General features: G+C 65.6%; 19 protein-coding genes and 1 other RNA gene. 18 read left to right on the top strand and 2 right to left on the bottom strand.

Annotation, left to right across the window (positions count from 1 at the left end):
• Nucleotides 1–44 precede the first annotated feature (44 nt).
• Together IVB28_RS06025 and IVB28_RS06030 are read left to right on the top strand one after the other, a co-directional pair.
• Nucleotides 45–500: a DUF983 domain-containing protein gene (locus IVB28_RS06025; RefSeq protein ID WP_346730709.1), complete on the top strand. Its 456-nt coding sequence runs from the start codon at nucleotides 45–47 to the stop codon at nucleotides 498–500.
• A 168-nt stretch (nucleotides 501–668) separates the two neighbouring features.
• Nucleotides 669–1,382, top strand: coding sequence for an alpha/beta hydrolase (locus IVB28_RS06030; RefSeq protein ID WP_247525115.1), 714 nt, complete (start codon nucleotides 669–671; stop codon nucleotides 1,380–1,382).
• 227 nt (nucleotides 1,383–1,609) lie between these two features.
• On the opposite strand, the gene rnpB is transcribed toward IVB28_RS06030, so the two are convergent.
• Nucleotides 1,610–2,089, bottom strand: an RNA gene (gene rnpB / locus IVB28_RS06035) — RNase P RNA component class A.
• Between the two features lie 150 nt (nucleotides 2,090–2,239).
• On the opposite strand from rnpB, the gene IVB28_RS06040 reads away from it, so the two are divergent.
• Nucleotides 2,240–2,593 carry a YciI family protein gene (locus IVB28_RS06040; protein ID WP_247525116.1) on the top strand — a complete coding sequence of 118 codons (354 nt, stop codon included), beginning with the start codon at nucleotides 2,240–2,242 and terminating at the stop codon, nucleotides 2,591–2,593.
• A gap of 22 nt (nucleotides 2,594–2,615) precedes the next feature.
• Entirely contained in the window at nucleotides 2,616–3,848 is a 1,233-nt protein-coding gene (locus IVB28_RS06045; protein ID WP_247525117.1) for an RNA polymerase sigma factor, read from the top strand.
• 149 nt (nucleotides 3,849–3,997) lie between these two features.
• Here the strand turns inward: IVB28_RS06045 and IVB28_RS06050 are convergent, their stop codons facing one another.
• On the bottom strand, nucleotides 3,998–4,864 hold the full coding sequence (locus IVB28_RS06050) for an N-acetylmuramoyl-L-alanine amidase (RefSeq protein WP_247525118.1): 867 nt from the start codon (nucleotides 4,862–4,864) through the stop codon (nucleotides 3,998–4,000).
• 441 nt (nucleotides 4,865–5,305) lie between these two features.
• Here IVB28_RS06050 and rsmH point away from each other — a divergent pair, with 441 nt between their 5' ends.
• The 14 genes from rsmH to ftsA all read left to right on the top strand — a co-directional run bounded on the left by rsmH (nucleotide 5,306) and on the right by ftsA (nucleotide 23,223).
• Complete coding sequence (gene rsmH, locus IVB28_RS06055) at nucleotides 5,306–6,295, top strand: 16S rRNA (cytosine(1402)-N(4))-methyltransferase RsmH (RefSeq protein WP_247525119.1); 990 nt, start codon at nucleotides 5,306–5,308, stop codon at nucleotides 6,293–6,295.
• A 3-nt stretch (nucleotides 6,296–6,298) separates the two neighbouring features.
• Nucleotides 6,299–6,691: a hypothetical protein gene (locus tag IVB28_RS06060; RefSeq protein ID WP_247525120.1), complete on the top strand. Its 393-nt coding sequence runs from the start codon at nucleotides 6,299–6,301 to the stop codon at nucleotides 6,689–6,691.
• Nucleotides 6,688–8,430, top strand: a complete 1,743-nt coding sequence (locus IVB28_RS06065; protein ID WP_247525121.1) for a penicillin-binding protein 2 — start codon at nucleotides 6,688–6,690, stop codon at nucleotides 8,428–8,430. Before IVB28_RS06060 ends, IVB28_RS06065 begins: the two co-directional genes overlap by 4 nt.
• An 81-nt stretch (nucleotides 8,431–8,511) precedes the next feature.
• Nucleotides 8,512–9,969 carry a UDP-N-acetylmuramoyl-L-alanyl-D-glutamate--2,6-diaminopimelate ligase gene (locus IVB28_RS06070; RefSeq protein WP_247525122.1) on the top strand — a complete coding sequence of 486 codons (1,458 nt, stop codon included), beginning with the start codon at nucleotides 8,512–8,514 and terminating at the stop codon, nucleotides 9,967–9,969.
• Nucleotides 9,966–11,345 carry a UDP-N-acetylmuramoyl-tripeptide--D-alanyl-D-alanine ligase gene (gene murF, locus IVB28_RS06075; RefSeq protein WP_247525123.1) on the top strand — a complete coding sequence of 460 codons (1,380 nt, stop codon included), beginning with the start codon at nucleotides 9,966–9,968 and terminating at the stop codon, nucleotides 11,343–11,345. The genes IVB28_RS06070 and murF overlap by 4 nt, the downstream gene beginning before the upstream one ends.
• Before the next feature lie 168 nt (nucleotides 11,346–11,513).
• Entirely contained in the window at nucleotides 11,514–12,617 is a 1,104-nt protein-coding gene (mraY, locus tag IVB28_RS06080; protein WP_247525124.1) for a phospho-N-acetylmuramoyl-pentapeptide-transferase, read from the top strand.
• Nucleotides 12,618–12,756: 139 nt separating this feature from the next.
• Nucleotides 12,757–14,154 (top strand): UDP-N-acetylmuramoyl-L-alanine--D-glutamate ligase, encoded by a 1,398-nt coding sequence (murD, locus tag IVB28_RS06085; protein ID WP_247525125.1) that lies wholly within the window; start codon nucleotides 12,757–12,759, stop codon nucleotides 14,152–14,154.
• 231 nt (nucleotides 14,155–14,385) lie between these two features.
• Nucleotides 14,386–15,537, top strand: a complete 1,152-nt coding sequence (ftsW, locus tag IVB28_RS06090) for a putative lipid II flippase FtsW (protein WP_247525126.1) — start codon at nucleotides 14,386–14,388, stop codon at nucleotides 15,535–15,537.
• 169 nt (nucleotides 15,538–15,706) lie between these two features.
• Entirely contained in the window at nucleotides 15,707–16,807 is a 1,101-nt protein-coding gene (gene murG / locus IVB28_RS06095; protein WP_247525127.1) for an undecaprenyldiphospho-muramoylpentapeptide beta-N-acetylglucosaminyltransferase, read from the top strand.
• A gap of 124 nt (nucleotides 16,808–16,931) precedes the next feature.
• Complete coding sequence (gene murC, locus IVB28_RS06100; RefSeq protein WP_247525128.1) at nucleotides 16,932–18,335, top strand: UDP-N-acetylmuramate--L-alanine ligase; 1,404 nt, start codon at nucleotides 16,932–16,934, stop codon at nucleotides 18,333–18,335.
• Between the two features lie 187 nt (nucleotides 18,336–18,522).
• A complete protein-coding gene (gene murB / locus IVB28_RS06105) occupies nucleotides 18,523–19,443 on the top strand; it encodes a UDP-N-acetylmuramate dehydrogenase (protein WP_247525129.1) in 921 nt (306 codons plus the stop codon).
• A gap of 107 nt (nucleotides 19,444–19,550) precedes the next feature.
• Nucleotides 19,551–20,537, top strand: a complete 987-nt coding sequence (locus IVB28_RS06110; protein ID WP_247525130.1) for a D-alanine--D-alanine ligase — start codon at nucleotides 19,551–19,553, stop codon at nucleotides 20,535–20,537.
• A gap of 350 nt (nucleotides 20,538–20,887) precedes the next feature.
• Entirely contained in the window at nucleotides 20,888–21,904 is a 1,017-nt protein-coding gene (locus IVB28_RS06115; protein ID WP_247525131.1) for a cell division protein FtsQ/DivIB, read from the top strand.
• Entirely contained in the window at nucleotides 21,901–23,223 is a 1,323-nt protein-coding gene (gene ftsA, locus IVB28_RS06120; RefSeq protein WP_247525132.1) for a cell division protein FtsA, read from the top strand. The genes IVB28_RS06115 and ftsA overlap by 4 nt, the downstream gene beginning before the upstream one ends.
• Nucleotides 23,224–23,267: the final 44 nt, after the last annotated feature.

Below are 23,267 nucleotides of genomic sequence, written 5' to 3' on the forward strand. Positions count from 1 at the left end.
TTAAGCTCATATTCTTTGAATGTACGGATACAAAATAATATTGTATGGTTCGTTGGAAAGGAAGAGGTGTGGTCATGGTGATCTCTCTGGCAAAGGCGATGTGGCGCGGCTTTTGCGGCAAATGTCCAAATTGCGGGGAAGGACACATGTTCGGCCGCTTCCTGAAAGTGGCTGAGGCTTGCGACCATTGTGGCGAGGAGCTGTCCCACCAGCGCGCAGACGATTTTCCTGCCTATCTCGTGATGGTCGTGGTCGGCCATCTCGTGGTGCCGGCGATTCTTGCGGTCGAGACCGCCTACGCGCCGCCGGAGTGGCTGCAACTCGCGGTGTGGCTGCCCGTGACCCTGTTCGCCTCGCTTGCGCTGCTGCAGCCGACTAAGGGCGCCATCGTCGGGCTGCAATGGCAGCTCGGCATGCACGGTTTCGAGGCGAGCAAGCGGCGGCGCGAGGGCGATGAGCTTGCTCCGGTGCTGGTGAAGGCGGACGCGCGCGCGGCCTAAAGCGCGATGAGATCGATGAACCGTCATCGCGCTTTAGCTTATGTTTGAGCGTGATCCTTTTGGAAAACGGCTGCACACTTTTCCGGATCACGCTCTAAGCCGCAGCGTTTACATCGCGCGGCCGGCCGCTACACTCCATCGTGTCGAACAAGAACGATGGAAACGCCGATGGCCACGCGCGCGAAGACTTTCCTGCTCTGTCATGGCGCCTGGTCCGGGGCGTGGGCCTGGAAGAAGATGCATCCGCTGATGGCCGAGGCCGGTCACCGCCTGATGGCGCCGACCTACACCGGCCTTGGTGAGCGCGCGCATCTGGCCAATCCCTCGATCGACCTCGAGACGCATATCCAGGACATCCTCAACGTCATCAGATTCGAAGATCTGAACGACATCGTGCTGCTCGGCCACAGCTATGGCGGCATGGTCGCGACCGGCGTCGCCGATCGCGCCCGCGAGCGCGTGACGCAGTTGATCTATCTCGACGCCTTCGTGCCGCGTAACGGTCAGTCGCTGTTCGATCTCCACGATGGTGGACGCGAGCCGATGCGCAAGGCGGCAAGCTCCGGCGACGGCTATCGTGTTCCGCCGAACCCGCCGCCGCCGGATACGCCGCAAGCTGATCTCGACTGGCTCAACGCGCGCCGGGTCGACATGCCGATCAAATGCTTCGAGACGAGCTTGAGGCTCGATCATGGCGAACCATCGATGCCGCGTAGCTACATCTATTGCACCCGCATTCCACCGGGCGATGTGTTCGGGCAGTTTGCCAAGCGCACGAAGAACGAGGACGGCTGGCGCTATTTCGAGCTCGACGCCAGTCATGCACCGAATGTCACGGCGCCGGAGGCGCTGATGGCGGCGTTGCAAGAGATCGTCGCGTAACTCTCGTCGTCGTTCCGGGGCTCGCGCAGCGAAAGCCGGAATCCATCAGGCGGTAGAGCCGGTGGATAAATGGATTCCGGGCTCGTGCTGCGCACGGTCCGGAATGACGACGGTGGCCGAAATGGTGAGGGGCCCGGCGCATTCACGCCGAACCCCCCGTCACTTGTTCAGCAAGACGCGTTTTCTTCATGCGAACCGGAAAACCACTTCGCTCGAAAACGCTTTAGAATATCAGCCGGCCTGTAAGCCGGGTTCTGTAGGGCACCGTCCGCTTGCGCGAACGATACGTGACGGCCATTCCTCTGGGACCATGTTTGCACATGGCCTCGAGCAACCTACCCGGACGGCGGGCCTGACACCGCCCCGCGGCGTTATCGCTTGCGCGATCGGCCCGCATTTGCCGTCCCTATTCGGTTTTGCTCCCGGTGGGGTTTGCCATGCCGGCTCCGTTGCCGGAACCGCGGTGCGCTCTTACCGCACCTTTTCACCCTTACCCGCCTATGCAGCTTGCGCTGCTTCGGCGTGGCGAGCCCGAGGGCTTGTCACGCCATAGCCCTGAAGGGCGAAGGCGGGCGGTTCGTTCTCTGTGGCACTTTCCCTGGGGTCACCCCCGCCGGACGTTATCCGGCACCGTATGTCAAGGGAGCCCGGACTTTCCTCCCCGGCGGCCTTTCGGCGCTTGCCGGAGCGGCCGTCCGGCCGACTGACTGACAACGCATGGGGCATTTGTGACGGTTCCGTCAAGCCGAGATCGTCGCGCACGCGGCATCTAAAATAATTTATCCTGAAGATGTCGTTTGGAGCGTGCCCCGTTCGACTGGGTGTCGGCGATCCAGCCGTGCAACAGGAGTTAAGCGATGCAGTATTTGCTGATGATCTACCAGAACGAAGCCGAATACGCGAACATGCGTCCGGCGGCCGGCCAGCAGATGACGGCGGAATATCAGACCTTCACGCAAGGCATCATTCAGAGCGGCAATTTCAAGGCCGGCGACCGGCTCCAGCCGACCACGACCGCGACGACCGTGCGCGTGCGCGACGGCAAGACGCTGACGACCGACGGCCCATTCGCGGAAACCCGCGAGCAGCTCGGCGGCTATTACCTTGTCGAGGCCAAGGATCTCAATGCCGCGATCGAGATTGCGGCGCGGATTCCCAGCGCGCGGATCGGCTCAATCGAGGTGCGTCCGATCTGGGCTTACGACAAGTGACGGCTGAGCCGCGCGTCGCCGCATGACACCCAGCGAGATCGAAAAGATCTTCCGCGACGAGGCGGGGCGGGCGCTGGCCACCCTGATCCGCCTCGTCGGCGATTTCGATCTTGCCGAGGACGCGCTGCAGGACGCCTTTGCGGTTGCGCTCGAACGCTGGCCGGCGTGCGTCCTGCCCGACAATCCGCGCGCGTGGCTGGTCAATGTCGCCAAGCACAAGGCGATCGACCGTGTCAGGCGCCAGGCCGCCTTCCGCGGCAAGCAGCAGGCGCTTGTCCACGAGCTCGAGCTGAACGCGCAAACGGTCGATGAGCCAGCCTCGGTACTTGACGACGACATGCTGCGGCTGATCTTCACCTGTTGCCATCCCGCGTTCGCAGCCGAGGTCCAGGTCGCGCTGACGCTGCGCACGGTCTGCGGGCTGTCGGCCACGCAGGTCGCGCGCGCATTTCTCCTCAGTGAGGAGGCGATGGCGCAGCGGCTCGTCCGCGCCAAGCAGAAGATCCGCCTCGCCGGCATACCCTATGAGGTGCCCGAGCGCGACGCGCTGGCACCGCGGCTCGATGGCGTGCTGGCCGTAATCTATCTCGTCTTCACCGAGGGCTATGTCGCGACCGCCGGCGCGGATCTGATGCGGCCCGATCTTGCGGCTGAGGCCATCCGGCTCGGCCGCTTGCTTGACCGGCTGATACCGGATCGCGCGGGCATCAAGGGCCTGCTCGCCTTGATGCTGCTGCACGATGCGCGCCGCGCCGGGCGCGAGACGCCGGCCGGCGATGTCGTGCTGCTGGAGGAGCAGGACCGCATGCTGTGGGATCGCGCGCAGATCGATGAGGGCCTGCGTCTGGTCGACGATGCGCTACGCGTCCCCGGCCGGCCGCAGCCTTATGCCGTGCAGGCCGCGATTGCCGCGCTGCATGCGCGTGCGCCGAGCTTTGAGCAGACCGATTGGCCGCAGATCGCCGGCCTCTACGAGGTGTTGCTGCGCATCGGTCCCTCTCCGGTGATCGAGCTCAACCATGCTGCCGCGGTGTCGATGGTCGATGGGCCGGCCCGTGCGCTCGATCTCGTCGATGCGATCGGTGCCCGTGGCGGGCTCCGCGGCTATGAGCTGCTGCCCGCAGTGCGCGCGGATCTGTTGCGGCGGCTCGGCCGCAACGACGAAGCGCGCGAGGCGTATCGGGCGGCGACGGAGGCAACGCAGCTGGAGCCGTTGCGAAGATTGTATGCGCGGCGGGTGAGGGAGATGGAGTAGGTCTCTCGTGCCCCGGACGCAGCGCAGCGCTTCTTCAGCGATGCGCTGCAGAGCCGGGGCCCATACCACGGTCCGGATCTTGTCGCCGACTGGGTCCCGGCTCGCGCTTCGCGCGTCCGGGACACGAGAGCGGCGCACAAACCTCACTATTACTTCGACGCAACATCCGTCCCCTCCGCCGGCAAGCTTGCCAGCAGCGCCTGCAGGGTCGACAGCGTCGAGTGGTCCGCGACACCATCCAGCCGCGCCGGGCGGAAATGGCGCTGGAAGGCGGTGACGACTTCCATGGTCGCAGCGTCGTATTTGCCTGTCAGCGGCACACCGTAGCCGTATCTGGCGAGCGCCTGTTGCAAACCCAGCACCTCGTCGCTGATGGTGCCGAGCATCAGGGTCTCGCCGCGCACGACAGGGGCGGGCGTGACCCAGTGACCGACGCCGGAATTGGCCAGCGAGTGCCACGGAAACTTTTCGCCGGGGTCCTTCTTGCGCGCGGGCGCGACGTCGGAATGGCCGAGCACGCGGTGGGTCGGCACCTTGCGGCGGAGCATGATGCCGCGGCACAGCGCGATCACGGCGGCGATCTGGCGCAGCGGAAACTCGGGATAGCCCCAGTCATGGCCGCGATTGACGATCTCAATGCCGATCGAGCAGGAATTGATGTCGTCCTCGCCGGCCCAGGACGAGACGCCGGCGTGCCAGGCCCGCCTGGTCTCGGGCACGCATTGCACGATGCGGCCGTCCTCCAGCACGACGTAGTGCGCCGAGACTTCGGTGCCGGCGGTGCACAACCGGGCCAGCGCACCCTCGACATCGGGCATGCCAGTGTAGTGCAGCACGATCATGTCGGGCTGCCGTCCCTTGTTGCGCTCGCCATGGTTCGGCGAGGGGATGATGTCGGAGACGATCGAGGAGTCAGGCTCAAACGTCCGCAGGTTCGCCGCGGCCTTGGGAACCGGGAGAACGCGTTGGCGCTTCGAATCAGATCCAGACGGTGTGGACGAACCGGACGGCGGCATAGACAACTCAAGTCGAACGAGAACGGGCCAAGCCCTTCTCTTTACTATTCCTTTACCCTCCACCGTGCGCAATCGCGCGGCGCGGTTAACGGATGCATTTTGGCGCATGTGTGTGGATGAAGCATCACCGCCGCCGCACCTTTTTGTCTTGTCACGAGCCGATCAACGCTTTCTTAACGCTAAGGGCCGTTACTGAGGGATGAAGAGCCGACCCGTGCCCGGAGGCGGCCAAAGCGTATTTTGGCTCGAAATCCCATGGCTGCCCGACAAATTCCACTGGCAACACTGGGTTTGCAGCCCGGGACGACCGGCTTCGGTAACCATGCTGGACTGGGGCTTTGTCGTGGAACCGCCGCGACGCGGAATGATTCGAGGCGTTATGGGCTTGTTCGTCCCCGATCTCGTTTGGACGTCAGGCTGGACCTTCGGCCGGCGTGGCGCATGAGCTCGGCTCCGCACATCCCCGTTCTTGGCCGCGAGGCCGTCGCCCATCTCGCCCCGCGCGAGGGCGGCATATATATCGACGCCACCTTCGGCGCCGGCGGTTATAGCCGCGCGATCCTGGACGTGCCGGGAACCCGGGTCATTGCCATTGACCGCGACCACACAGCGATTACGGGCGGCGCCGAACTGGTCGAACGCTCGGCGGGCCGGCTGACCCTGGTCGAGGACCGCTTCTCCAACCTGGCCGAGGTCTGCGCGGCGCAAGGGCTCAATGGCGTCGATGGCGTCGTGATGGATGTCGGCGTGTCCTCGATGCAGCTCGACCAGGCCGCTCGTGGTTTCTCCTTCCGTCTCGACGGTCCGCTCGACATGCGGATGGGACAGGCCGGGCCGACTGCGGCCGACGTGGTCGCGCGCGCCTCGGAAGGCGATCTCGCCGACATCATCTATCTCCTCGGCGAGGAGCGGCAGTCGCGCCGCATCGCCCGCGCCATCGTTGCCGACCGGCAGGAGACCCCGTTCACGACCACGCGCGCGCTCGCCGATCTCATCGGCAGGATCGTGCGCTCCAAGCCCGGCGACATCCATCCGGCGACGCGGACGTTTCAGGCACTGCGCATCTTCGTCAACGAAGAGCTCGAGGAACTCCAGGCCGCGCTGGCCGCGGCCGAGCGCGTGCTCAAGCCGGGTGGCCGCCTCGTCGTGGTCTCGTTCCATTCGCTGGAAGACCGCATCGTCAAGAATTTCCTCTCTGAGCGTTCGAAGACCGGCGGCGGCTCGCGGCATCTGCCGGAAGTGGCGCAGGTTCCGCCGAGCTTCCAGCTGCTGACGCGGCGGCCCGTGGTCGCCGGTGAAGACGAAGTCGCGCACAATCCGCGCGCACGCTCCGCAAAACTGCGCGCAGCCGAGCGTACCTCCGCGCCGGCGCATGAGGATGGCGAGCCATCGTCCTGGCCTAAGCTCTCCGACGTGCTGAGGGGCGGCTAGCGCATGCGCATCATCCACCTTCTCGTCATCGGCGCGCTGATCTTCGCGGCGGCCTATGTCTACCGGATCAAGATGGACTCCACGGCGCGCACCGAGAAGGTGCTGCGGCTGCATGCGGAGATCCGCGAGCAGCGCGACGCGATCGCTTCGCTGCGGTCCGAATGGGCCAAGCTCGATGCGCCGCACCGGCTGCAGGGCCTGTCCGACCGGCATCTGCAGCTCAAGCCGGTCAACGGCACGCAATATGATGCGCTGAAGAATCTACCGGAACGTCCGCCGCGGATGTTCAGGCCGGGCGAGCCCGATCCGATCGGCGCCATGCTCAACACCATCGAAGCCGCCAGCGATCCTGACAACGTGACCGGCTCCGTGCCTCAGTCCGAGGACAAGCAATGAGCGCTGCCACTCCGGCCAAACTCACGGAACCCTGGCGCCAGCGGCTGATCCGCAGCCTGCTCTACGGGCGCAATGTCGACCGCGCGGCGAAGGCGCGCGCGCGCGTCGGACTGGCGATGCTCGCCTTCGCCTCCGTCTACGCCCTGATCGGCGGCCGGCTCGTGATGTTTGCGATCGGCGCGGATGCCCATGGCGCACGCCGCGCCGCGGCGCAGGAGGTGGTTGCGACCGCACGCCCCGACATCGTCGACCGCAACGGCGCCATCCTTGCGACCGACGTCAAGGCGGCGAGCCTGTTCGGCGAGCCGCGCCGCATCATCGACAAGGACGAGGCGATCGAGCTTCTCACCGCGACCGTGCCCGATCTCGACGAGGCCGAGGTGCGCGAGCGCCTGAGGACGCGCAAAGGCTTCGTCTGGCTCAAGCGCGAGGTCACTGCGAAGCAGCAGCAAGCCATTCACAAGCTCGGCATTCCCGGCATCGGCTTCCTGCGCGAGAACAAGCGCGTCTATCCCACTGGGAACGAGGTCGCCCACCTCATCGGTCTCGTCAACATCGACAACCAGGGCATCGCCGGCATGGAGAAGTGGCTCGACAATCAGGGCCTCGCCGATCTCCACCGCGCCGGCTTTGCCACAGACCGGCTGCAAAAGCCGATCGAGCTTTCGATCGATCTGCGCGTCGAGCATGCGCTGCGGGACGAGCTTCTGAAGGCCAAGGACAAGTTCCACGCCAAGGCCGCCTCGGGCATCATCTCGAACGTCAAGACCGGCGAGGTCGTGGCGATGGTGTCCCTTCCGGATTTCGATCCCAACAATCCGAAGGAAGCGCACGACCCTGACCGCATCAACCGCCTGACCACCGGCGTCTACGAGATGGGCTCGACCTTCAAGGCGTTCACGCTGGCGATGGCGCTCGATTCCGGAAAGATCAATTTGAACACGTCGTGGGACGCGCGCGGAAACCTGCACTACGGCAAGTTCACCATCCACGACAGCCACCCGCTCGGACGTTTCATCAACACCAAGGAAGTGTTCACCTACTCGTCCAACATCGGGGCTGCGCGGATCGCGCTGAGCCAGGGTGTGGAGGCGCACAAGGCGTTCCTCGCCAAGATGGGCCAGCTGTCGCGGCTGCGCACCGAACTGCCGGAGAGTGCGGCTCCGCTGGTGCCGCGACGCTGGGGCGAGCTGAATACGGTCACCATCGCGTTCGGCCAGGGCATGTCGGTGGCGCCACTCCAGGCGGTGATGGGAATCAACGCGCTGGTGAACGGCGGCTATTTGATTCCGCCGACCTTCATGAAGCGCAGCGAGTCCGAGGCCGCGGCCATGGCCAAGCGCGTCATCAAGACGGAGACCAGCGACAAGATGCGGTTCCTGATGCGGCTCAATGCCGAAATCGGCACCGCCAAGACCGCGGACGTCAAGGGCTACTATGTCGGCGGCAAGACCGGCACGTCCGAAAAGGTCATCAACGGCCGCTACGCCAAGAAGCGTGTGCTCAATTCCTTCACGGCGATCATGCCATGCGACGATCCGAAGTATCAGATCCTGATCATGCTGGACGAGCCGCAGGCTATTGCTGAAACGAAGGGTTTCATCACCTCGGGCTGGAACGCGGTGCCGACGGGCGGCAAGGTGATCGAGCGGATCGCGCCGCTTCTGGGCGTCGAGCCGCGGTTCGACCTGCCGCCTGCGGACCGCCTTATTCTTGCAGCATCCAGGACAACCCAGTAATCAACGGGGGCCATCGCCGCTGCTGAGTCGGGGCTTTTCCGAAGCTTCGGCTCTCCGGCTCGGCATGTCGACTGGAAGACCATGAAGCTGCGTGAACTCCTAGGCAATGACGCCGCGATCGACCCCGCCGTCGCGGCGCTCGAGGTGGCCGGCCTTGCGTTCGACAGCCGTCAGGTCAGGCCGGGCGATCTCTTCTTCGCACTTGCGGGCAGCAAGACCGACGGCGCACGTTTCATCGATGCTGCGATTGCCGCAGGTGCGCTCGCCGTCGTCGGCGATCATGCTCCCGAGGGGAGCAAGGTGCCGTTCATCACGGTTGTCAATCCGCGCCGCGCGCTGGCGCTGGCCGCGGCGCGTTTCTTCCCCGCCCAGCCGCAAACCATCGCGGCGGTGACCGGCACCAGCGGCAAGACCTCGGTCGCAGCCTTCACCCGCCAGATCTGGGAGCGGCTGGGACATGCCGCCGCCAGCGTCGGCACCATCGGCCTCGTCTCGCCCAAGCGCACGGTCTACGGCTCGTTGACGACGCCGGACCCAATCGCGCTGCACCGGCAGATCGACGAGATCGCACGCGAGGGCGTCACACATCTCGCCTTCGAAGCGTCCTCGCACGGGCTCGACCAGTACCGCCTCGATGGCGTGCGCGTCGCCGCCGGCGGCTTCACCAATCTCTCCCGCGACCACATGGATTATCATCCGACTGTCGCGCATTATCTCGCGGCGAAGCTCCGACTGTTCCGGGAGCTGGTGCCGCCTGATGGTGCGGCGGTGATCTCGGCCGATCATGATTGCTCGGCGGAAGTGATCGGCGCGGCAAGATCGCGTGGCCTGCGCGTGATGGCGGTCGGCCGCAACGGCGACGGGGCAGGCGAGGGCATCCGTCTCACCGAAGCCGTCGTCGAAGGTTTCTCGCAGAAGCTTACGGTCGAACATCGCGGCAAGCGCCATGCGATCCGGCTGCCGCTGGTCGGCGAATTCCAGATCGAGAACGCGCTGGTGTCGGCCGGCCTTGCGATCGGCACCGGCAGCGATGCGGCCGACGTATTCGCGAGCCTGGAGCATCTTGAAGGCGCCAAGGGCCGGCTTGAACGCGTCGGCGAGCGCAACGGCGCGCCGATCTTTGTCGACTACGCGCACAAGCCCGACGCGTTGGCAAAGGCGCTGCAGGCGCTGCGTCCCTATGCCAAGCGTCGGCTGGTGGTCGTGTTCGGTGCCGGCGGCGATCGCGATGCCGGCAAGCGGCCGATCATGGGCGAGATCGCTGCCGAGAACGCCGATGGCGTTATCGTCACCGACGACAATCCGCGCAGCGAGAAGCCGGAAGCGATCCGCGCCGCAATCCTCGCCACCGCCAAGGGCGCCCGCGAGATCGGTGATCGTGCCGCTGCGATCCGCGCGGCGATCGAGGAATTGCAGGATGGCGATGCATTGCTCATCGCCGGCAAGGGCCACGAGACCGGGCAGATCGTCGGCGGCGAGGTCTTGCCCTTCAGTGATCACGAGGCGGTTGCCGCCGCATTAGCGTCGAGGGTTGCATGAGCGCGCCGATATGGACGGTTGCCGAAGTGGCGCGCGCACTGGGCGCGGACGGAGCGTTCCCGAACACGCCGATCGACTTCGTCACCCAGGACAGCCGGCTGGTGAAGCCGGGCTGCCTGTTCGTCGCGCTGAGCGGCACGCCGAGCGGCGGCTTCGTCTCGGCCTTTGCCAGTGCGCGCGATGGCTGGGAGTTCGCGGACAAGGCGGAAGCCTCCGGCGCGGTCGCGATGATCGTGCCGCACGAGATCACGGGAATTCGCATTCCGCAGATCGTTGTCAAGGATACGCTGATCGATGGGCTCTGGGGCCTCGCGCGCGCCGCGCGCGCCCGCTTTAAGGGACCGGTCATCGGACTTACCGGCAGTGCGGGCAAGACCAGCACCAAGGAATTTCTGGCGGCCTACCCGAATGCCTATGCGAGCCCCTCGAGCTTCAACAATTTCTGGGGCGTACCGCTGACGCTGTGCAACGCCAGGCCCAACGCCAGCCTCTGGGTCGTCGAGATGGGCATGAACCAGAAAGGCGAGATCGCGCGGCTCAGCGAATTAACGCGGCCGACCGTCGCGCTGGTCGTCAACGTCCAGCCGGTGCATCTGGAAAAACTCGGCTCGCTCGACGCCATCAGACGCGAGAAGGTGTCGATCGCGCTCGGCCTGTCCGAGAACGGGGTGCTGGTGCTGCCGGCCGGGATCAAGGCGCCCGACTGGAAGGGCAAGGTCGTACGCTTCGGCGACAAAGCCGAGGTGCACGAGGTCGCGCACGCCCCGCATGGCGAGAGCTGGCAGGTCGTGGCCATGATCGGCAAGAAAGAGATCGCCTTCAGCCTGACGCCGGGCGCGCCGCACCGCGTGCAGAATGCGCTGGCCGCGCTCGCCGCGGCCCGTGCGGCCAATCTCGACACGGCGACGCTGGCGATCAAGCTCGACCGGGTCGGCATCATGACCGGCCGCGGCGTCGAGCAGGCGGTCGGCGGTATCACCGTGATCGACGACAGTTTCAACGGCAATCCGGCCAGCGTTGCTGCCGCGTTGCAAAGCCTCCAGGCGCGCAACGTGACCGGCGGCCGCCGCGTTGCGGTGCTCGGCGACATGCTGGAGCTGGGCGACGATGCGCGCGATTATCACACCGCCCTCGCCAAGCATCTCGACGGTATTGACGGGGTCTACTGCGTCGGCCCCCTGATGCGCCACCTCTACGACGTGCTGCCATCGGGCAAGGGCCTCGGATGGCACCACGATCCCGCCACGCTGAAGCCGGACGAGGTCGCAAATCTGCTGAGGGCGGGCGATGTCGTGGTTGTCAAGGGCAGCAAGAAGATGTTCTGGGTCAACAAGTTTGTGCCGGGGCTGGTGGCCGCCTTGCAGGCAAAGGCGTAAACTGCTTGGAAGGCGCTGTTCCCGAATCCCACCCTTTGCGGCGCAAGGCCGTCCGGTCTCCCCAGAGGTCGCCCGACCCATGATGAACACCAGCGAATGCGCGCCGAGGCAGGTTGAGGCCGGGACCAAGGCCAAGACCGCGTGCATAGGCGCCATAGGACCGACTGAATGTTTTACTGGCTGATCGAGCTCTCCAACACATTTCCGGGCTTCGGTGCCGTTCGCACCTTCCTGAACGTCTTCCGCTATATCACCTTCCGCACCGGCGGCGCCGTCGTCACCGGCGCGCTGTTCGTGTTCCTGTTCGGGCCCTGGATCATCGATCACTTACGTATCCGCCAGGGCAAGGGCCAGCCGATCCGCAGCGATGGTCCGCAATCGCATCTTGCCAAGAAGGGCACGCCCACCATGGGCGGGCTGATGATCCTGTCCGGCCTCACGGTCGGCACCGTGCTGTGGGCCAATCCGCTCAACCCCTACGTCTGGATCGTGCTCGCGGTGACACTCGGCTTCGGCTTCGTCGGCTTCTATGACGACTACCTCAAGGTGACCAAGCAGACCACGACCGGGTTCGGCAGCAAGCTTCGCCTGCTGATCGAGGCAGCGATCGCGCTGGTGGCCTGCTACGCCCTGGTGCGGCTGAACCGCGATCCCGCCTCGACCGCGCTGACCGTTCCCTTCCTCAAGGACACCGTGCTGCATTTCGGCTGGTTTTTCGTGGTCTTCGGCGCCTTCGTCATCGTCGGCGCCGGCAACGCGGTAAACCTCACCGACGGTCTCGACGGCCTCGCCATCGTTCCCGTGATGATCGCGACCGCGAGCTTTGCGATGATCGCCTATCTCGCCGGCAACGCGGTGTTCGCCGATTATCTCCAGATCAAATATGTCGCCGGCACCGGCGAGCTTGCCGTGCTCTGCGGCGCGCTGCTGGGCGCCGGCCTCGGCTTCCTCTGGTTCAACGCGCCGCCGGCCTCGATCTTCATGGGCGACACCGGCTCGCTCGCGCTCGGCGGCATGCTGGGAGCAATCGCGGTCGCGGTGAAGCACGAGATCGTGCTCGCGGTGATCGGCGGACTGTTCGTGCTGGAGGCGGTCTCCGTCATTGTGCAGGTGGTGTCGTTCAAGCTCACGGGCAAGCGCATCTTCCGGATGGCGCCGATCCATCACCATTTCGAGCAGCTGGGCTGGACCGAGCCGCAGATCGTGATCCGCTTCTGGATCATCTCGGTGATGCTGGCGCTCGCCGGCCTGTCGACGCTGAAGCTGCGGTGATGATGGTCGCCGTGTTTCAATTTTGCCGTCATTCCGGGGCTCGCGAAGCGAGAACTATGGTGCGCAATTGCGCACCAGAGAATCTCGAGATTCCGGGCTCGACGCTAACGCGTCGCCCCGGAATGACAGGGGTCCGATCATGATCCCCGTCACGTCCTTTGCCGGCAAGACCGTCGCGGTGTTCGGCCTCGGCGGTTCGGGGCTCGCCTCCTGCCATGCGCTGAAGGCCGGCGGCGCCGAGGTGATCGCGGCCGACGACAATGCAGAGAACGTCGCCAAGGCCGCGCAGGCCGGTTTCATCACCGCCGATTTGCGCAACGTCTCTTGGACAAATTTCGCAGCCCTCGTGCTCGCGCCCGGCGTGCCGCTGACGCATCCCGTGCCGCACTGGAGCGTGCTGAAGGCGCGCGAAGCGGGCGTTGAGGTGATCGGCGACATCGAGCTGTTCTGCCGCGAGCGCAGGCGGCACGCACCGGATGCGCCGTTCGTCGCCATCACCGGCACCAATGGCAAATCGACCACGACGGCGCTGATCGCGCATCTCACCAAGGTGGCCGGCTATGATACCCAGATGGGCGGCAATATCGGCACCGCGATCCTGTCGTTGGAGCAGCCAGGCATGGGCCGCGTCCACGTCATCGAGATGTCGTCCTATCAGATCGACCTCACGCCTTCGCTCGATCCCTCCGTCGGCATTCTGCTCAATATCAGCGAGGACCACATCGACCGTCACGGCACCATCGCGCATTACGCGGCGGTGAAGGAGCGCCTCGTTGCCGGCGTGCAGGCGGGCGGCACCGCGATCGTCGGTGTCGATGATGGCTTTTGCCGCGATATCGCGGACCGGCTCGACCGCGCCGGCAAGAACGTCGTGCGTATCTCGGTCAGGAATCCGCTCGCGAGCGGCATCCATGTCGAGCACGGCACTATCGTGCGCACGGCGGGCGGTGCGCGCAGCGAGGTCGCAAAGCTCGGCGGCATCGGCTCGCTGCGCGGCCAGCACAACGCACAGAACGCGGCCTGCGCCGCCGCCGCCGCGCTCGCGATGGGCATCAGTCTCGATGTGCTCCAGAACGGCCTGCGCAGCTTTCCCGGTCTGGCGCACCGCATGGAGCAGGTCGGCCGCCGCGGCAACGTGCTGTTCGTCAACGACTCCAAGGGCACTAACGCCGACGCCACGGCGCATGCGCTGTCGTCCTTTGTGGACATTTTCTGGATCGCCGGCGGCAAGCCGAAGGCAGGCGGGATCACTGGCCTCACCGGCTTCTTCCCGCGCATCCGAAAAGCCTATCTGATTGGCGAAGCCGCGCAGGAATTTTCCGGCACGCTCGGCACAGTCGCGCACGAGATCAGCCGGACGCTGGACGTCGCGGTCGAGCACGCCGCGCGCGATGCTGACGCCTCAGGCCTGCAAGATGCAGTCGTGCTGCTGTCACCCGCCTGCGCCTCCTTCGACCAGTACCGCAACTTCGAGATACGCGGCACCAAGTTCCGCGATCTGGTGCAGGCGCTGCCGGGCGTGAAGCCGGTGGTGTGAGCGGGCATTCGCGCTCCCATGTCGTCGCCCGGCTTGACCGGGCGACCCAGCATTCCAGATATCCAGCTCGAGCCGAGAGGCCGCGGCGTACTGGATGCCCCGGTCAAGCCGGAGCATGACGGTGTTTTGTGACGGCAGCGGAGATCATCTCCCAATCATCCGCGTTCCCTTAACCCTCCGGTAACCAACCTCGGCGACCAATGAACGGACCTCTGTCCGAAAGCGGCCGCCATGCTCTCCCGTGAAGAACGCACCCCCTTTTCCGAGTGGTGGTGGACCGTCGACAAGCCGCTGATGGGCGCGATCCTGGCCTTGATGCTGACCGGGGTGATCCTGTCGCTGGCGGCGAGCCCGCCGGTTGCGACCCGCATCGGGCTCGATCCCTTCCACTTCTTCAGCCGCCACGTGCTGTTTCTCCTCCCGTCCTGCCTGGTGCTGCTCGGCGTGTCGTTCCTGTCGCCGCGCGCGATCCGCCGCTCGGCCCTGATCATCTTCGCGGCCAGCATCATCCTGATCGTGCTGACGCTGGCGATCGGCCCCGAAGTGAAGGGCTCGCGGCGCTGGATCACGCTGCTCGGCGTCAACATCCAGGCTTCCGAAATCGCGAAACCTTCGTTCGTCGTCATCGCCGCCTGGCTTTTCGCCGAATCGACCAAGCGGCCGGAAATGCCGGCGACCTCGATGGCGCTGGTGCTGCTGTTGATGCTGGTCTCGCTGCTGGTGATGGAGCCGGACTTCGGCCAGACCATGCTGATCCTGATGGTGTGGGGCTCGCTGTTCTTCATCGCGGGCATGCGCATGATCTGGGTGTTCGGCCTCGCAGGTCTCGGTGCGGCCGGCCTGTTCAGTGCCTATCTGTTCGTCCCGCATGTCGCCGGCCGCATCAAGCGCTTCATGAACCCGGCCTCCGGCGACACCTTCCAGGTCGATACCGCCATGGAAGCTTTTTACAACGGGGGATGGTTCGGGCTCGGCCCCGGCGAGGGCATCGCCAAGCGCAGCCTGCCGGATAGCCACACCGACTTCGTGTTCGCGGTCGCCGCCGAAGAGTTCGGCATCATCCTGTGCCTCGCGATGCTGACGCTGTTTGCCTTCGTCGTCGTCCGCACGCTGTCGCGCGCCTATGCCACCGAGGACATGTTCTCGCGCTTTGCAGCTTCAGGGCTCGCCATCCTGTTCGGCGTGCAGGCCGCGATCAACATGTCGGTGAACCTGCAGCTGATCCCCGCCAAGGGCATGACGCTGCCCTTCATCTCCTATGGCGGCTCCTCGATCGTGTCGCTGGCCTATGGCGTCGGCATGATGCTGGCGCTGACGCGGCTGCGCCCACGCACCGAGGTTGAGGCGAGCGGCCACGCCGACGCGATGCGGAGTTACGCGTAGCCGCTCCCGTGTCCGGGACAAGCCGAGCGCAGAGCTAGGACCCCGACTGCGGCGATAGGCCCCGGTTCAGCAGCGCACCGCGCCGAAAGGCGGCGCACTGCGCCCGGGGGGGCGAGCACCGTCGTTGCGGCTCGCAATGACCGCTGACAGCCTGTAAAACGCTTCCACCATGGACAATTCCCCCCTGATTCTTCTCGCCGCGGGCGGCACCGGCGGCCATCTGTTTCCGGCCGAGGCGCTCGGTGTCGAACTGATCCGGCGCGGCTATCGCATCCGCCTCGTCACGGACGAGCGCGCGCTGCGCTATGGCGGACTGTTCAGCAAGGACATGATCGACGTCGTCAGGAGCGAGACCGCGCGCGGCCGTAATCCGTTTCAGCTCGCCTATGCCGGGCTCACGCTCGTGGCCGGCACGCTGTCGGCCTACACGCTGATCAAGCGCTTGAAGCCCGTCGCCGTCGTCGGCTTCGGCGGCTACCCGACGCTGCCGCCGCTGGTCGCGGCGAAATTTGCCAGCGTGCCCGGCATCATCCACGACGCCAACGCGGTGCTGGGCCGCGCCAACCGGTTCCTGTCGGGCCACGTGCGCGCCATCGCGACCTCCTTGCCCGGCGTGCTCGACCGCGATCCGGCGCTCTCTGGAAAGACCACGACGGTTGGCACCCCGATGCGGCCCACGGTCCTTGCAGCCGCTGCTGCGCCATATGCCGCGCCCGAGGTGAACGGACCGCTGCGGCTGCTCGTGGTCGGCGGCAGTCAGGGCGCGCGCATCATGGCCGATATCGTGCCGGGCGCGATTGAGCGGCTCGAGCCCGCGCTGTGGAGCCGGCTCGTCCTGACCCAGCAGGTGCGCGACGAGGACATGACCCGCGTCCGCGCGGTCTATGACAAGCTCAAGATCACGGCAGAGCTCGCGCCGTTCTTCACGGATCTGCCGGCGCGGCTCGCCTCCAACCATCTGATCGTGTCGCGCTCAGGCGCCGGCACGGTGGCCGAACTCGCCGCAATCGGGCGGCCCTCGATCCTGGTGCCGTTGCCAGGCTCGATCGACCAGGATCAGTTCGCCAATGCCGGCGTGCTGGTCAAGGTGGACGGCGCGATCCGCATCCCGCAGGCCGAGTTCACCTCCAATCGCCTTGCCGCCGAAATCTCCGCTTTCGCCGCCGAGCCCGCGCGCCTCGCCGCCATGGCCGGGGCCGCGAAGGGGGCAGGGCGGCTCGATGCCGCCGAGCGGCTGGCCGATCTGGTGGTCAAGGTCGCGGGAATCTGACGCGAAAAAGCCCTTGTCTTCGCCTTCTAAAGCGGGGCATCCAGTAGGAAAGGCACGCGCCTGATTTGGCCGTGACTTTCGCCAGATACCGCCTGTGCAAGGCGGCGAGGTCAGGGAACAGAGCATGAGACTGCCGCGCGAGATCGGACCCATCCACTTCGTCGGGATCGGCGGGATCGGCATGAGCGGCATCGCCGAGGTGCTGGTCAATCTCGGCTATGCGGTGCAGGGCTCGGACGCGTCCGACAATTACAATCTCGACCGTTTGCGCAAGAAGGGCGCAAAAGTCTCGATCGGCCACAAGGCCGAGAATGTCGACGGTGCCGAGGTCGTCGTGGTCTCCACCGCGATCAAGCGCGACAATCCGGAACTGATGGCGGCGCGCGAACGGCGCATTCCCGTGGTGCGCCGCGCCGAGATGCTGGCCGAGCTGATGCGGCTGAAGAGCTGCGTCGCCATCGCCGGCACCCACGGCAAGACCACGACGACCACGATGGTCGCAACATTGCTCGACGCCGGCGGCCTCGATCCCACCGTGATCAACGGCGGCATCATCAACGCCTACGGCTCCAACGCGCGCCTCGGCGCCGGCGACTGGATGGTGGTGGAGGCCGACGAGAGCGACGGCACGTTCCTGAAGCTGCCGACCGACGTTGCAATCGTCACCAACGTCGATCCCGAGCATCTCGACCACTTCAAGACCTTCGAGGCCGTGCAGGACGCTTTCCGCCATTTCGTCGAGAATTTGCCGTTCTACGGCTTCGCCGTGATGTGCATCGATCATCCCGTGGTGCAGAGCCTCGTCGGCAAGATCGAGGATCGCCGCATCATCACGTACGGCGAGACTCCGCAGGCCGATGCGCGGCTGGTCGATCTCACGGCCGGCGGCGGCGGCTCGAAATTCAAGGTCGTGATCCGCGATCGTAAGAGCGGGGCTGTGCACGAGATCGCCGATCTCGCGCTGCCGATGCCGGGCCGCCACAACGCCTCGAATGCGACGGCCGCGATTGCGGTCGCGCACGAGCTCGGCGTGCCGGACGAGGCGATCCGCAAGGCGCTGGCCGGCTTCGGCGGCGTAAAGCGCCGCTTCACCAGGACCGGTGAATGGAACGGCGTCACTGTCATCGACGATTACGGCCATCACCCCGTGGAAATCGCGGCCGTCCTGAAAGCGGCGCGCGACTCCTACGATGGCAAGGTCATCGCCGTGGTGCAGCCGCATCGTTACACCCGCCTGCAATCGCTGTTCGAGGAGTTCTGCACCTGCTTCAATGACGCCGATGCGGTTGTTGTCGCCGATGTCTATGCCGCCGGCGAAGCGCCGATCCACGGCATCGACCGCGACCATTTCGTCGCCGGCTTGCGCGCCTATGGACACCGCGAGGTGATCCCGCTGCCGGCTGCATCCGAGCTCGCGGGTATCGTCAAGGGGCTGGCGAAATCCGGCGATCTCGTCGTGTGCCTGGGCGCCGGTAACATCACGCAATGGGCATATGCCTTGCCGGACGAATTGAAGGCGCTGGGGTGAGCGTGGCGATGCTTCACTCACAGCTCGCTACACGGGACACTGCCCTCCCTTACCCCTTGCGGGGGAAGGCGGGGGAGAGGGGTGGCCACGCGCGAGGACTGAGCTTTTGGCTACCCCCCTCCCTGACCCTCCCCCGCAAGGGGGGAGGGAACGGAAAGTGCGTGCTCTCCTCACTTGGGGATACGGCATGAGCTTTCCCGACATCACGCCCTCGCTCAAAGCCGCAATGCCCGAGCTTCGCGGCCGGCTACTGGCCAACCAGTCGCTCGCCGAGCTCACCTGGTTTCGCGTCGGCGGTCCGGCTCAGGTGCTGTTCACGCCGGCGGATGAGGACGATCTCGCTTATTTCCTCGCGCGTCTCGCCAGCGATATCCCGGTCTACGTCGTCGGGGTCGGCTCCAACCTGATCGTGCGCGACGGCGGCATTGCGGGCGTGGTGATCCGGCTGGCACCGCGCGCCTTCGGCGAGGCGAGCGCGAGCGGCGATGTCGTCACCGCCGGTGCTGCCGCGCTCGACAAGCGCGTGGCGGAGGTCGCCGCGTCGGCCAATATCGGCGGGCTCGAATTCTACTTCGGCATTCCCGGCACCATCGGCGGCGCGCTGCGCATGAATGCCGGCGCCAATGGCGGCGAGACCAAGGACGTGCTGGTGGAGGCGCGAGGGGTTGGGCGCGACGGCAGCAAGCACGTGTTCTCCAACGCCGACATGAAATTCGTCTACCGGAGCAGCGGCGTCGATCCCTCCATCATCTTCACATCGGCGCGCTTTCGCGGCGAGATCAGGGACCTTGACGCGATCCGCGCGCGCATGGCGGAGGTGCAAAGCCATCGCGAGACCGCGCAGCCGATCCGCGAGAAGACCGGCGGCTCCACCTTCAAGAATCCGCCCGGCCATTCCGCCTGGAAGCTGGTCGACGTCGCCGGCTGCCGCGGCTTGCGTGTCGGCGGTGCTGAGGTCTCCGAGCTGCACTGCAATTTCCTGATCAACACCGGCGATGCCACCGCGCACGACATCGAGACGCTGGGCGAGACCGTGCGCGAACGGGTGAAGGCAAATTCCGGAATTGAGCTACACTGGGAAATCAAGCGGATTGGGATTCCGGCGTGAGTGTCAGTCCGGGGGCGCGTAGCGCAACCCGGAATCGCGAGGTTCCGGGTTCGATGCTGCGCATCGCCCCGGAATGACGAACACAGAGAGTTGACGGGCCAAAGAACATGCGCATCACCATCCTCTTCGGCGGCTCCAACCGGGAGCGTCTGGTTTCGGTCGCCTCGGCCCAGGCGCTGCATCTGGCATTGCCCGAGGCCGATCTGTGGTGGTGGGACGTCGAGGACAAGGTGCATGTCGTCCAGTCGAAGCAACTGCTCGAACATGCCCGTCCGTTCGAGGACGAGTTCAAGCCCGGCACATCAGGCATTCCGCTCGAACAGGCACTTGATCGGGCCAAGGCCGAGGATCGCGTGCTGGTGCTCGGCCTGCATGGCGGGCGAGCCGAGAACGGCGAATTGCAGGTGATGTGCGAGGCGCGCGGCGTCCCCTTCACCGGATCGGGCTCGGCCTCCTCGCATCTCGCCTTCGACAAGATCGCGGCCAAGCACTTCGCCGCTCTCGGCGGGGTGACGCCGCCGGCCAACATTGCGCTCGACAACATCGACGAAGCCTTCGCCGAATACGGCAGGCTGATCGCCAAGCCGGCGCGCGACGGATCGAGCTATGGCCTGATCTTCGTCAACGCCAAACAGGATCTCGTCGCCGTCCGTAACGCGGCGAAGCATGAAGAGTATGTCATCGAACCCTATATTGCCGGCGTCGAGGCGACCTGCGGCGTGCTGGAGCGCGCGGATGGTTCGATCATCTCGCTGCCGCCGATCGAGATCATTCCGGGCGAGGGCAGTTTCGACTACGCCGCAAAATATCTCCTGAAGTCGACCCAGGAGATCTGTCCGGGCCGTTTCGCGCCCGAGATCACCGACGCGCTGAAGGCGCAGGCGATGCTGGCGCACCGCGCGATGTCCTGCACCGGCTATTCCCGTTCCGACTTCATCGTCTCGGACAGGGGCCTGGTCTATCTCGAGACCAACACGCTGCCCGGGCTGACCAAGTCCTCGCTCTACCCCAAGGCGCTGAAAGCCGAGGGTATCGAGTTCGTCGACTTCCTGCGCGGCTTGGTGGAGCTCGCCGGACGGGGCGTGCGGAAATAGTTAGGACTGGTTAACGGCCGAACGGGCGAAACGGGCCGGTTTGGGGCTCAAAACCGGTAAAATGCCGGACATCCCTGCATAAATGCCTCACATAGCGGGGCAAAATGCGCCGGACGTTAACGAACTTTACCTTTTGTTTACCAGGACGTCCGAAGGTTAACGCTGGCGGCGCATATGGCGCTTTGGCTGCCGGCGCGTGAGCTGTCGCGGGTGATGTCACCTGCAGCAAACGCATTGAAGGGGAGAGGTTTTCTTCTGCTGAAGACCAGCACCCGACCCGGCATGTTCAAGACGTCATGTTCGCCAGGATCCGCGCAGTGTCGCGGTCAAACTGTTGACGAGCTCGTGCAATGGATGGAGCAGGAAGCCTCACCCGATCTCTTTTCAGATCGCTGAGGCCCCAAGCCGACCTGAAGGCGGCCGCGATCGGAGCGGTCGTGCTTCTGCGCGAGTGGCTGCAGGACAAGCGTGACGAGCGGCGCGCTGCCGCCAAGATCAAGTCCAGAGCAAAGGCCGTCGTCGAGCGTGAGCCGCCGCCGCGCGTCGTCGCATTCGTCGAGCGCTACCTGCCGCGCCGGGTCGGAATCAGCATGACCGTGCTGCTGCTGATCGGAAGCTGCGGCTTCGGCATCGTCAAGGGCGGCCACCTTCAGGATTTCATCACCGCGGTCAGCGACGCCCGCAACGCGCTGGCCAATTCCGCCGGGTTCCGCATCACCTCCGTCGTGATCAACGGCCGCAAGCAGCTCACCCAGGACGAGATCCTGGCGATCGGCGGCGTCAGCGGCCGCTCCTCGCTGCTGTTCCTCGACGCCGACGCGGTGCGCGACAAGCTCAAGGCCAATCCCTGGATCGCGGATGCCACCGTGCTGAAGCTCTATCCGGGCCAGCTCATGATCGAGCTTACCGAGCGCAAGGCGTTTGCGCTGTGGCAGGAGGCCGGCCGGCTCTCGGTCATCGCCGACGACGGCGCCGTGCTCGAGCCGTATGTTTCGCGCCGTTTCCTGTCGTTGCCGCTCGTGGTCGGCAAGGGCGCCGAAACCCAGGCCCGCGACTTCCTCGCGCTGCTGGCGCGCTATCCGCAGGTCAATGCCGTGACGAAGGCTGCGGTCTTCGTCGGCGAGCGGCGCTGGAATCTGAGGCTGAAGGACGGCCTCGACATCCGTCTGCCTGAGCAGGACGTCGGCAACGCGCTTGCGATGCTGTCCAGGCTCGACAAGGAGGACAGGCTGTTCTCCCGCGACATCGTCGCCGTCGACATGCGCCTGCCCGATCGACTGGTGGTGCAGCTGTCCGAGGACGCCGCCAAGGCGCGCGAAGATATGTTCAAGGACAAGAAGAAAAAGAAGGCCGGGGATTCCGCATGACCGGTCTCGATCGCACCCAGACGCCGAAGACGCGCCCGATGCCGCACAAGCGCGGCGGCCTCGTCGCCTGTCTCGACATCGGCACCAGCAAGATTGCCTGCATGATCGCGCGGCTGAAGCCGTCGCCACCGAGCGAGGCGTTGCGCGGCCGCACCCATGCGGTGGAACTGATTGGATACAGCCAGATCCAGTCGCGCGGCATGAAGGCCGGCGCGGTGATCGACTTGGGTGAATGCGAGCAGGCGGTGCGCCAGGCAGTCGCGCTGGCGGAGAAGATGGCCAAGGTGCGGGTCGAGTCCGTGCTGCTCTCGGTGTCCGGCGGCCGGCTTTCCGGCCAGCTGGTCGAAGCCGCCGCTGACATCCGCGGTGGCGCGGTCACCCAGGCCGATATCAGCCGCGTCACCTCCACCGGCATGCGTCACGCCACGGGCGAAGGCCGCACCGTGCTGCACGCGCTGCCGGTCGGCTACACGCTCGATGGCGTCAAGGGCATCCGCGATCCCCGCGGCATGGTCGCCCATCAATTCGGCATCGACATGAACGTCGTCACCTGCGACGCCACCGTGGCGCGGAACCTGATGCTGGCGGTGGAGCGTTGCCACATCAATGTCGAAGCCATGGCGGCGAGCGCTTATGTGGCCGGCCTGTCGGTGCTGACCGACGACGAAGCCGATCTCGGCGCTGCCGTCGTCGAGATGGGCGCTGGCACCACCACGATTGCCGTTTATTCGGGCGGCCGTTTCGTGCATGCGGCCGGTTTTGCGGTCGGCGGGCAACACATCACGATGGATCTCGCGCGCGGACTCTCCGCGACCATTGCCGATGCGGAGCGAATCAAGACGTTATACGGCACCGTCATCACCGGCGGATCGGACTCGCGTGAGCTGATGTCTGTGCCGACAGCCGGTGACGAGCAGGATCTGCCGCAGATCGTCTCCCGCGCCACCATCGCCAACATCGTCAAGCATCGTGCCGAGGAAGTCTTCGAAATGGTTCGGGACAAGCTGAAGGATTCGCCCTTCGCCGCAGAGCCCAACGGCCGCGTCGTGCTTTCGGGCGGAGCCTCGCAGCTCACCGGCCTCGTCGAACTCGGAACCCAAATTCTCGGCCGGCCCGTGCGGGTCGGGCGTCCGCTCGGCTTTGGCCGGCTACCGAACGAGGCGAAGAACGCCGCGTTCGCGGTGCCGGCCGGACTCCTCGTCTATCCGCAATATGTTCACCTCGAACATGTCGAACCGCGGCATACGCGGCAGCAGGTCAGGACAGGGACCGGCGGTTATTTCGGAAAGGTCGGACGATGGCTACGCGAGGGCTTCTGATGACTCCTTTCCGCAATTATCGATTTTCACCAACTCCCGCGGCC

The sequence above is a fragment of the Bradyrhizobium sp. 199 genome (genome assembly GCF_023073355.1).
GTDB lineage: Bacteria > Pseudomonadota > Alphaproteobacteria > Rhizobiales > Xanthobacteraceae > Bradyrhizobium.

Coding starts and splice junctions, on each gene's coding strand:
- murF (WP_247525123.1), top strand. CDS start 9,966: ATGAGCGCGCCGATATGGACGGTTGCCGAAGTGGCGCGCGCACTGGGC.
- murG (WP_247525127.1), top strand. CDS start 15,707: ATGGACAATTCCCCCCTGATTCTTCTCGCCGCGGGCGGCACCGGCGGC.
- IVB28_RS06040 (WP_247525116.1), top strand. CDS start 2,240: ATGCAGTATTTGCTGATGATCTACCAGAACGAAGCCGAATACGCGAAC.
- murB (WP_247525129.1), top strand. CDS start 18,523: ATGAGCTTTCCCGACATCACGCCCTCGCTCAAAGCCGCAATGCCCGAG.
- rsmH (WP_247525119.1), top strand. CDS start 5,306: ATGAGCTCGGCTCCGCACATCCCCGTTCTTGGCCGCGAGGCCGTCGCC.
- ftsA (WP_247525132.1), top strand. CDS start 21,901: ATGACCGGTCTCGATCGCACCCAGACGCCGAAGACGCGCCCGATGCCG.
- mraY (WP_247525124.1), top strand. CDS start 11,514: ATGTTTTACTGGCTGATCGAGCTCTCCAACACATTTCCGGGCTTCGGT.
- IVB28_RS06110 (WP_247525130.1), top strand. CDS start 19,551: ATGCGCATCACCATCCTCTTCGGCGGCTCCAACCGGGAGCGTCTGGTT.
- murD (WP_247525125.1), top strand. CDS start 12,757: ATGATCCCCGTCACGTCCTTTGCCGGCAAGACCGTCGCGGTGTTCGGC.
- IVB28_RS06050 (WP_247525118.1), bottom strand. CDS start 4,864: ATGCCGCCGTCCGGTTCGTCCACACCGTCTGGATCTGATTCGAAGCGC.
- IVB28_RS06045 (WP_247525117.1), top strand. CDS start 2,616: ATGACACCCAGCGAGATCGAAAAGATCTTCCGCGACGAGGCGGGGCGG.
- IVB28_RS06115 (WP_247525131.1), top strand. CDS start 20,888: ATGGATGGAGCAGGAAGCCTCACCCGATCTCTTTTCAGATCGCTGAGG.
- murC (WP_247525128.1), top strand. CDS start 16,932: ATGAGACTGCCGCGCGAGATCGGACCCATCCACTTCGTCGGGATCGGC.
- IVB28_RS06060 (WP_247525120.1), top strand. CDS start 6,299: ATGCGCATCATCCACCTTCTCGTCATCGGCGCGCTGATCTTCGCGGCG.
- ftsW (WP_247525126.1), top strand. CDS start 14,386: ATGCTCTCCCGTGAAGAACGCACCCCCTTTTCCGAGTGGTGGTGGACC.
- IVB28_RS06030 (WP_247525115.1), top strand. CDS start 669: ATGGCCACGCGCGCGAAGACTTTCCTGCTCTGTCATGGCGCCTGGTCC.
- IVB28_RS06070 (WP_247525122.1), top strand. CDS start 8,512: ATGAAGCTGCGTGAACTCCTAGGCAATGACGCCGCGATCGACCCCGCC.
- IVB28_RS06025 (WP_346730709.1), top strand. CDS start 45: ATGGTTCGTTGGAAAGGAAGAGGTGTGGTCATGGTGATCTCTCTGGCA.
- IVB28_RS06065 (WP_247525121.1), top strand. CDS start 6,688: ATGAGCGCTGCCACTCCGGCCAAACTCACGGAACCCTGGCGCCAGCGG.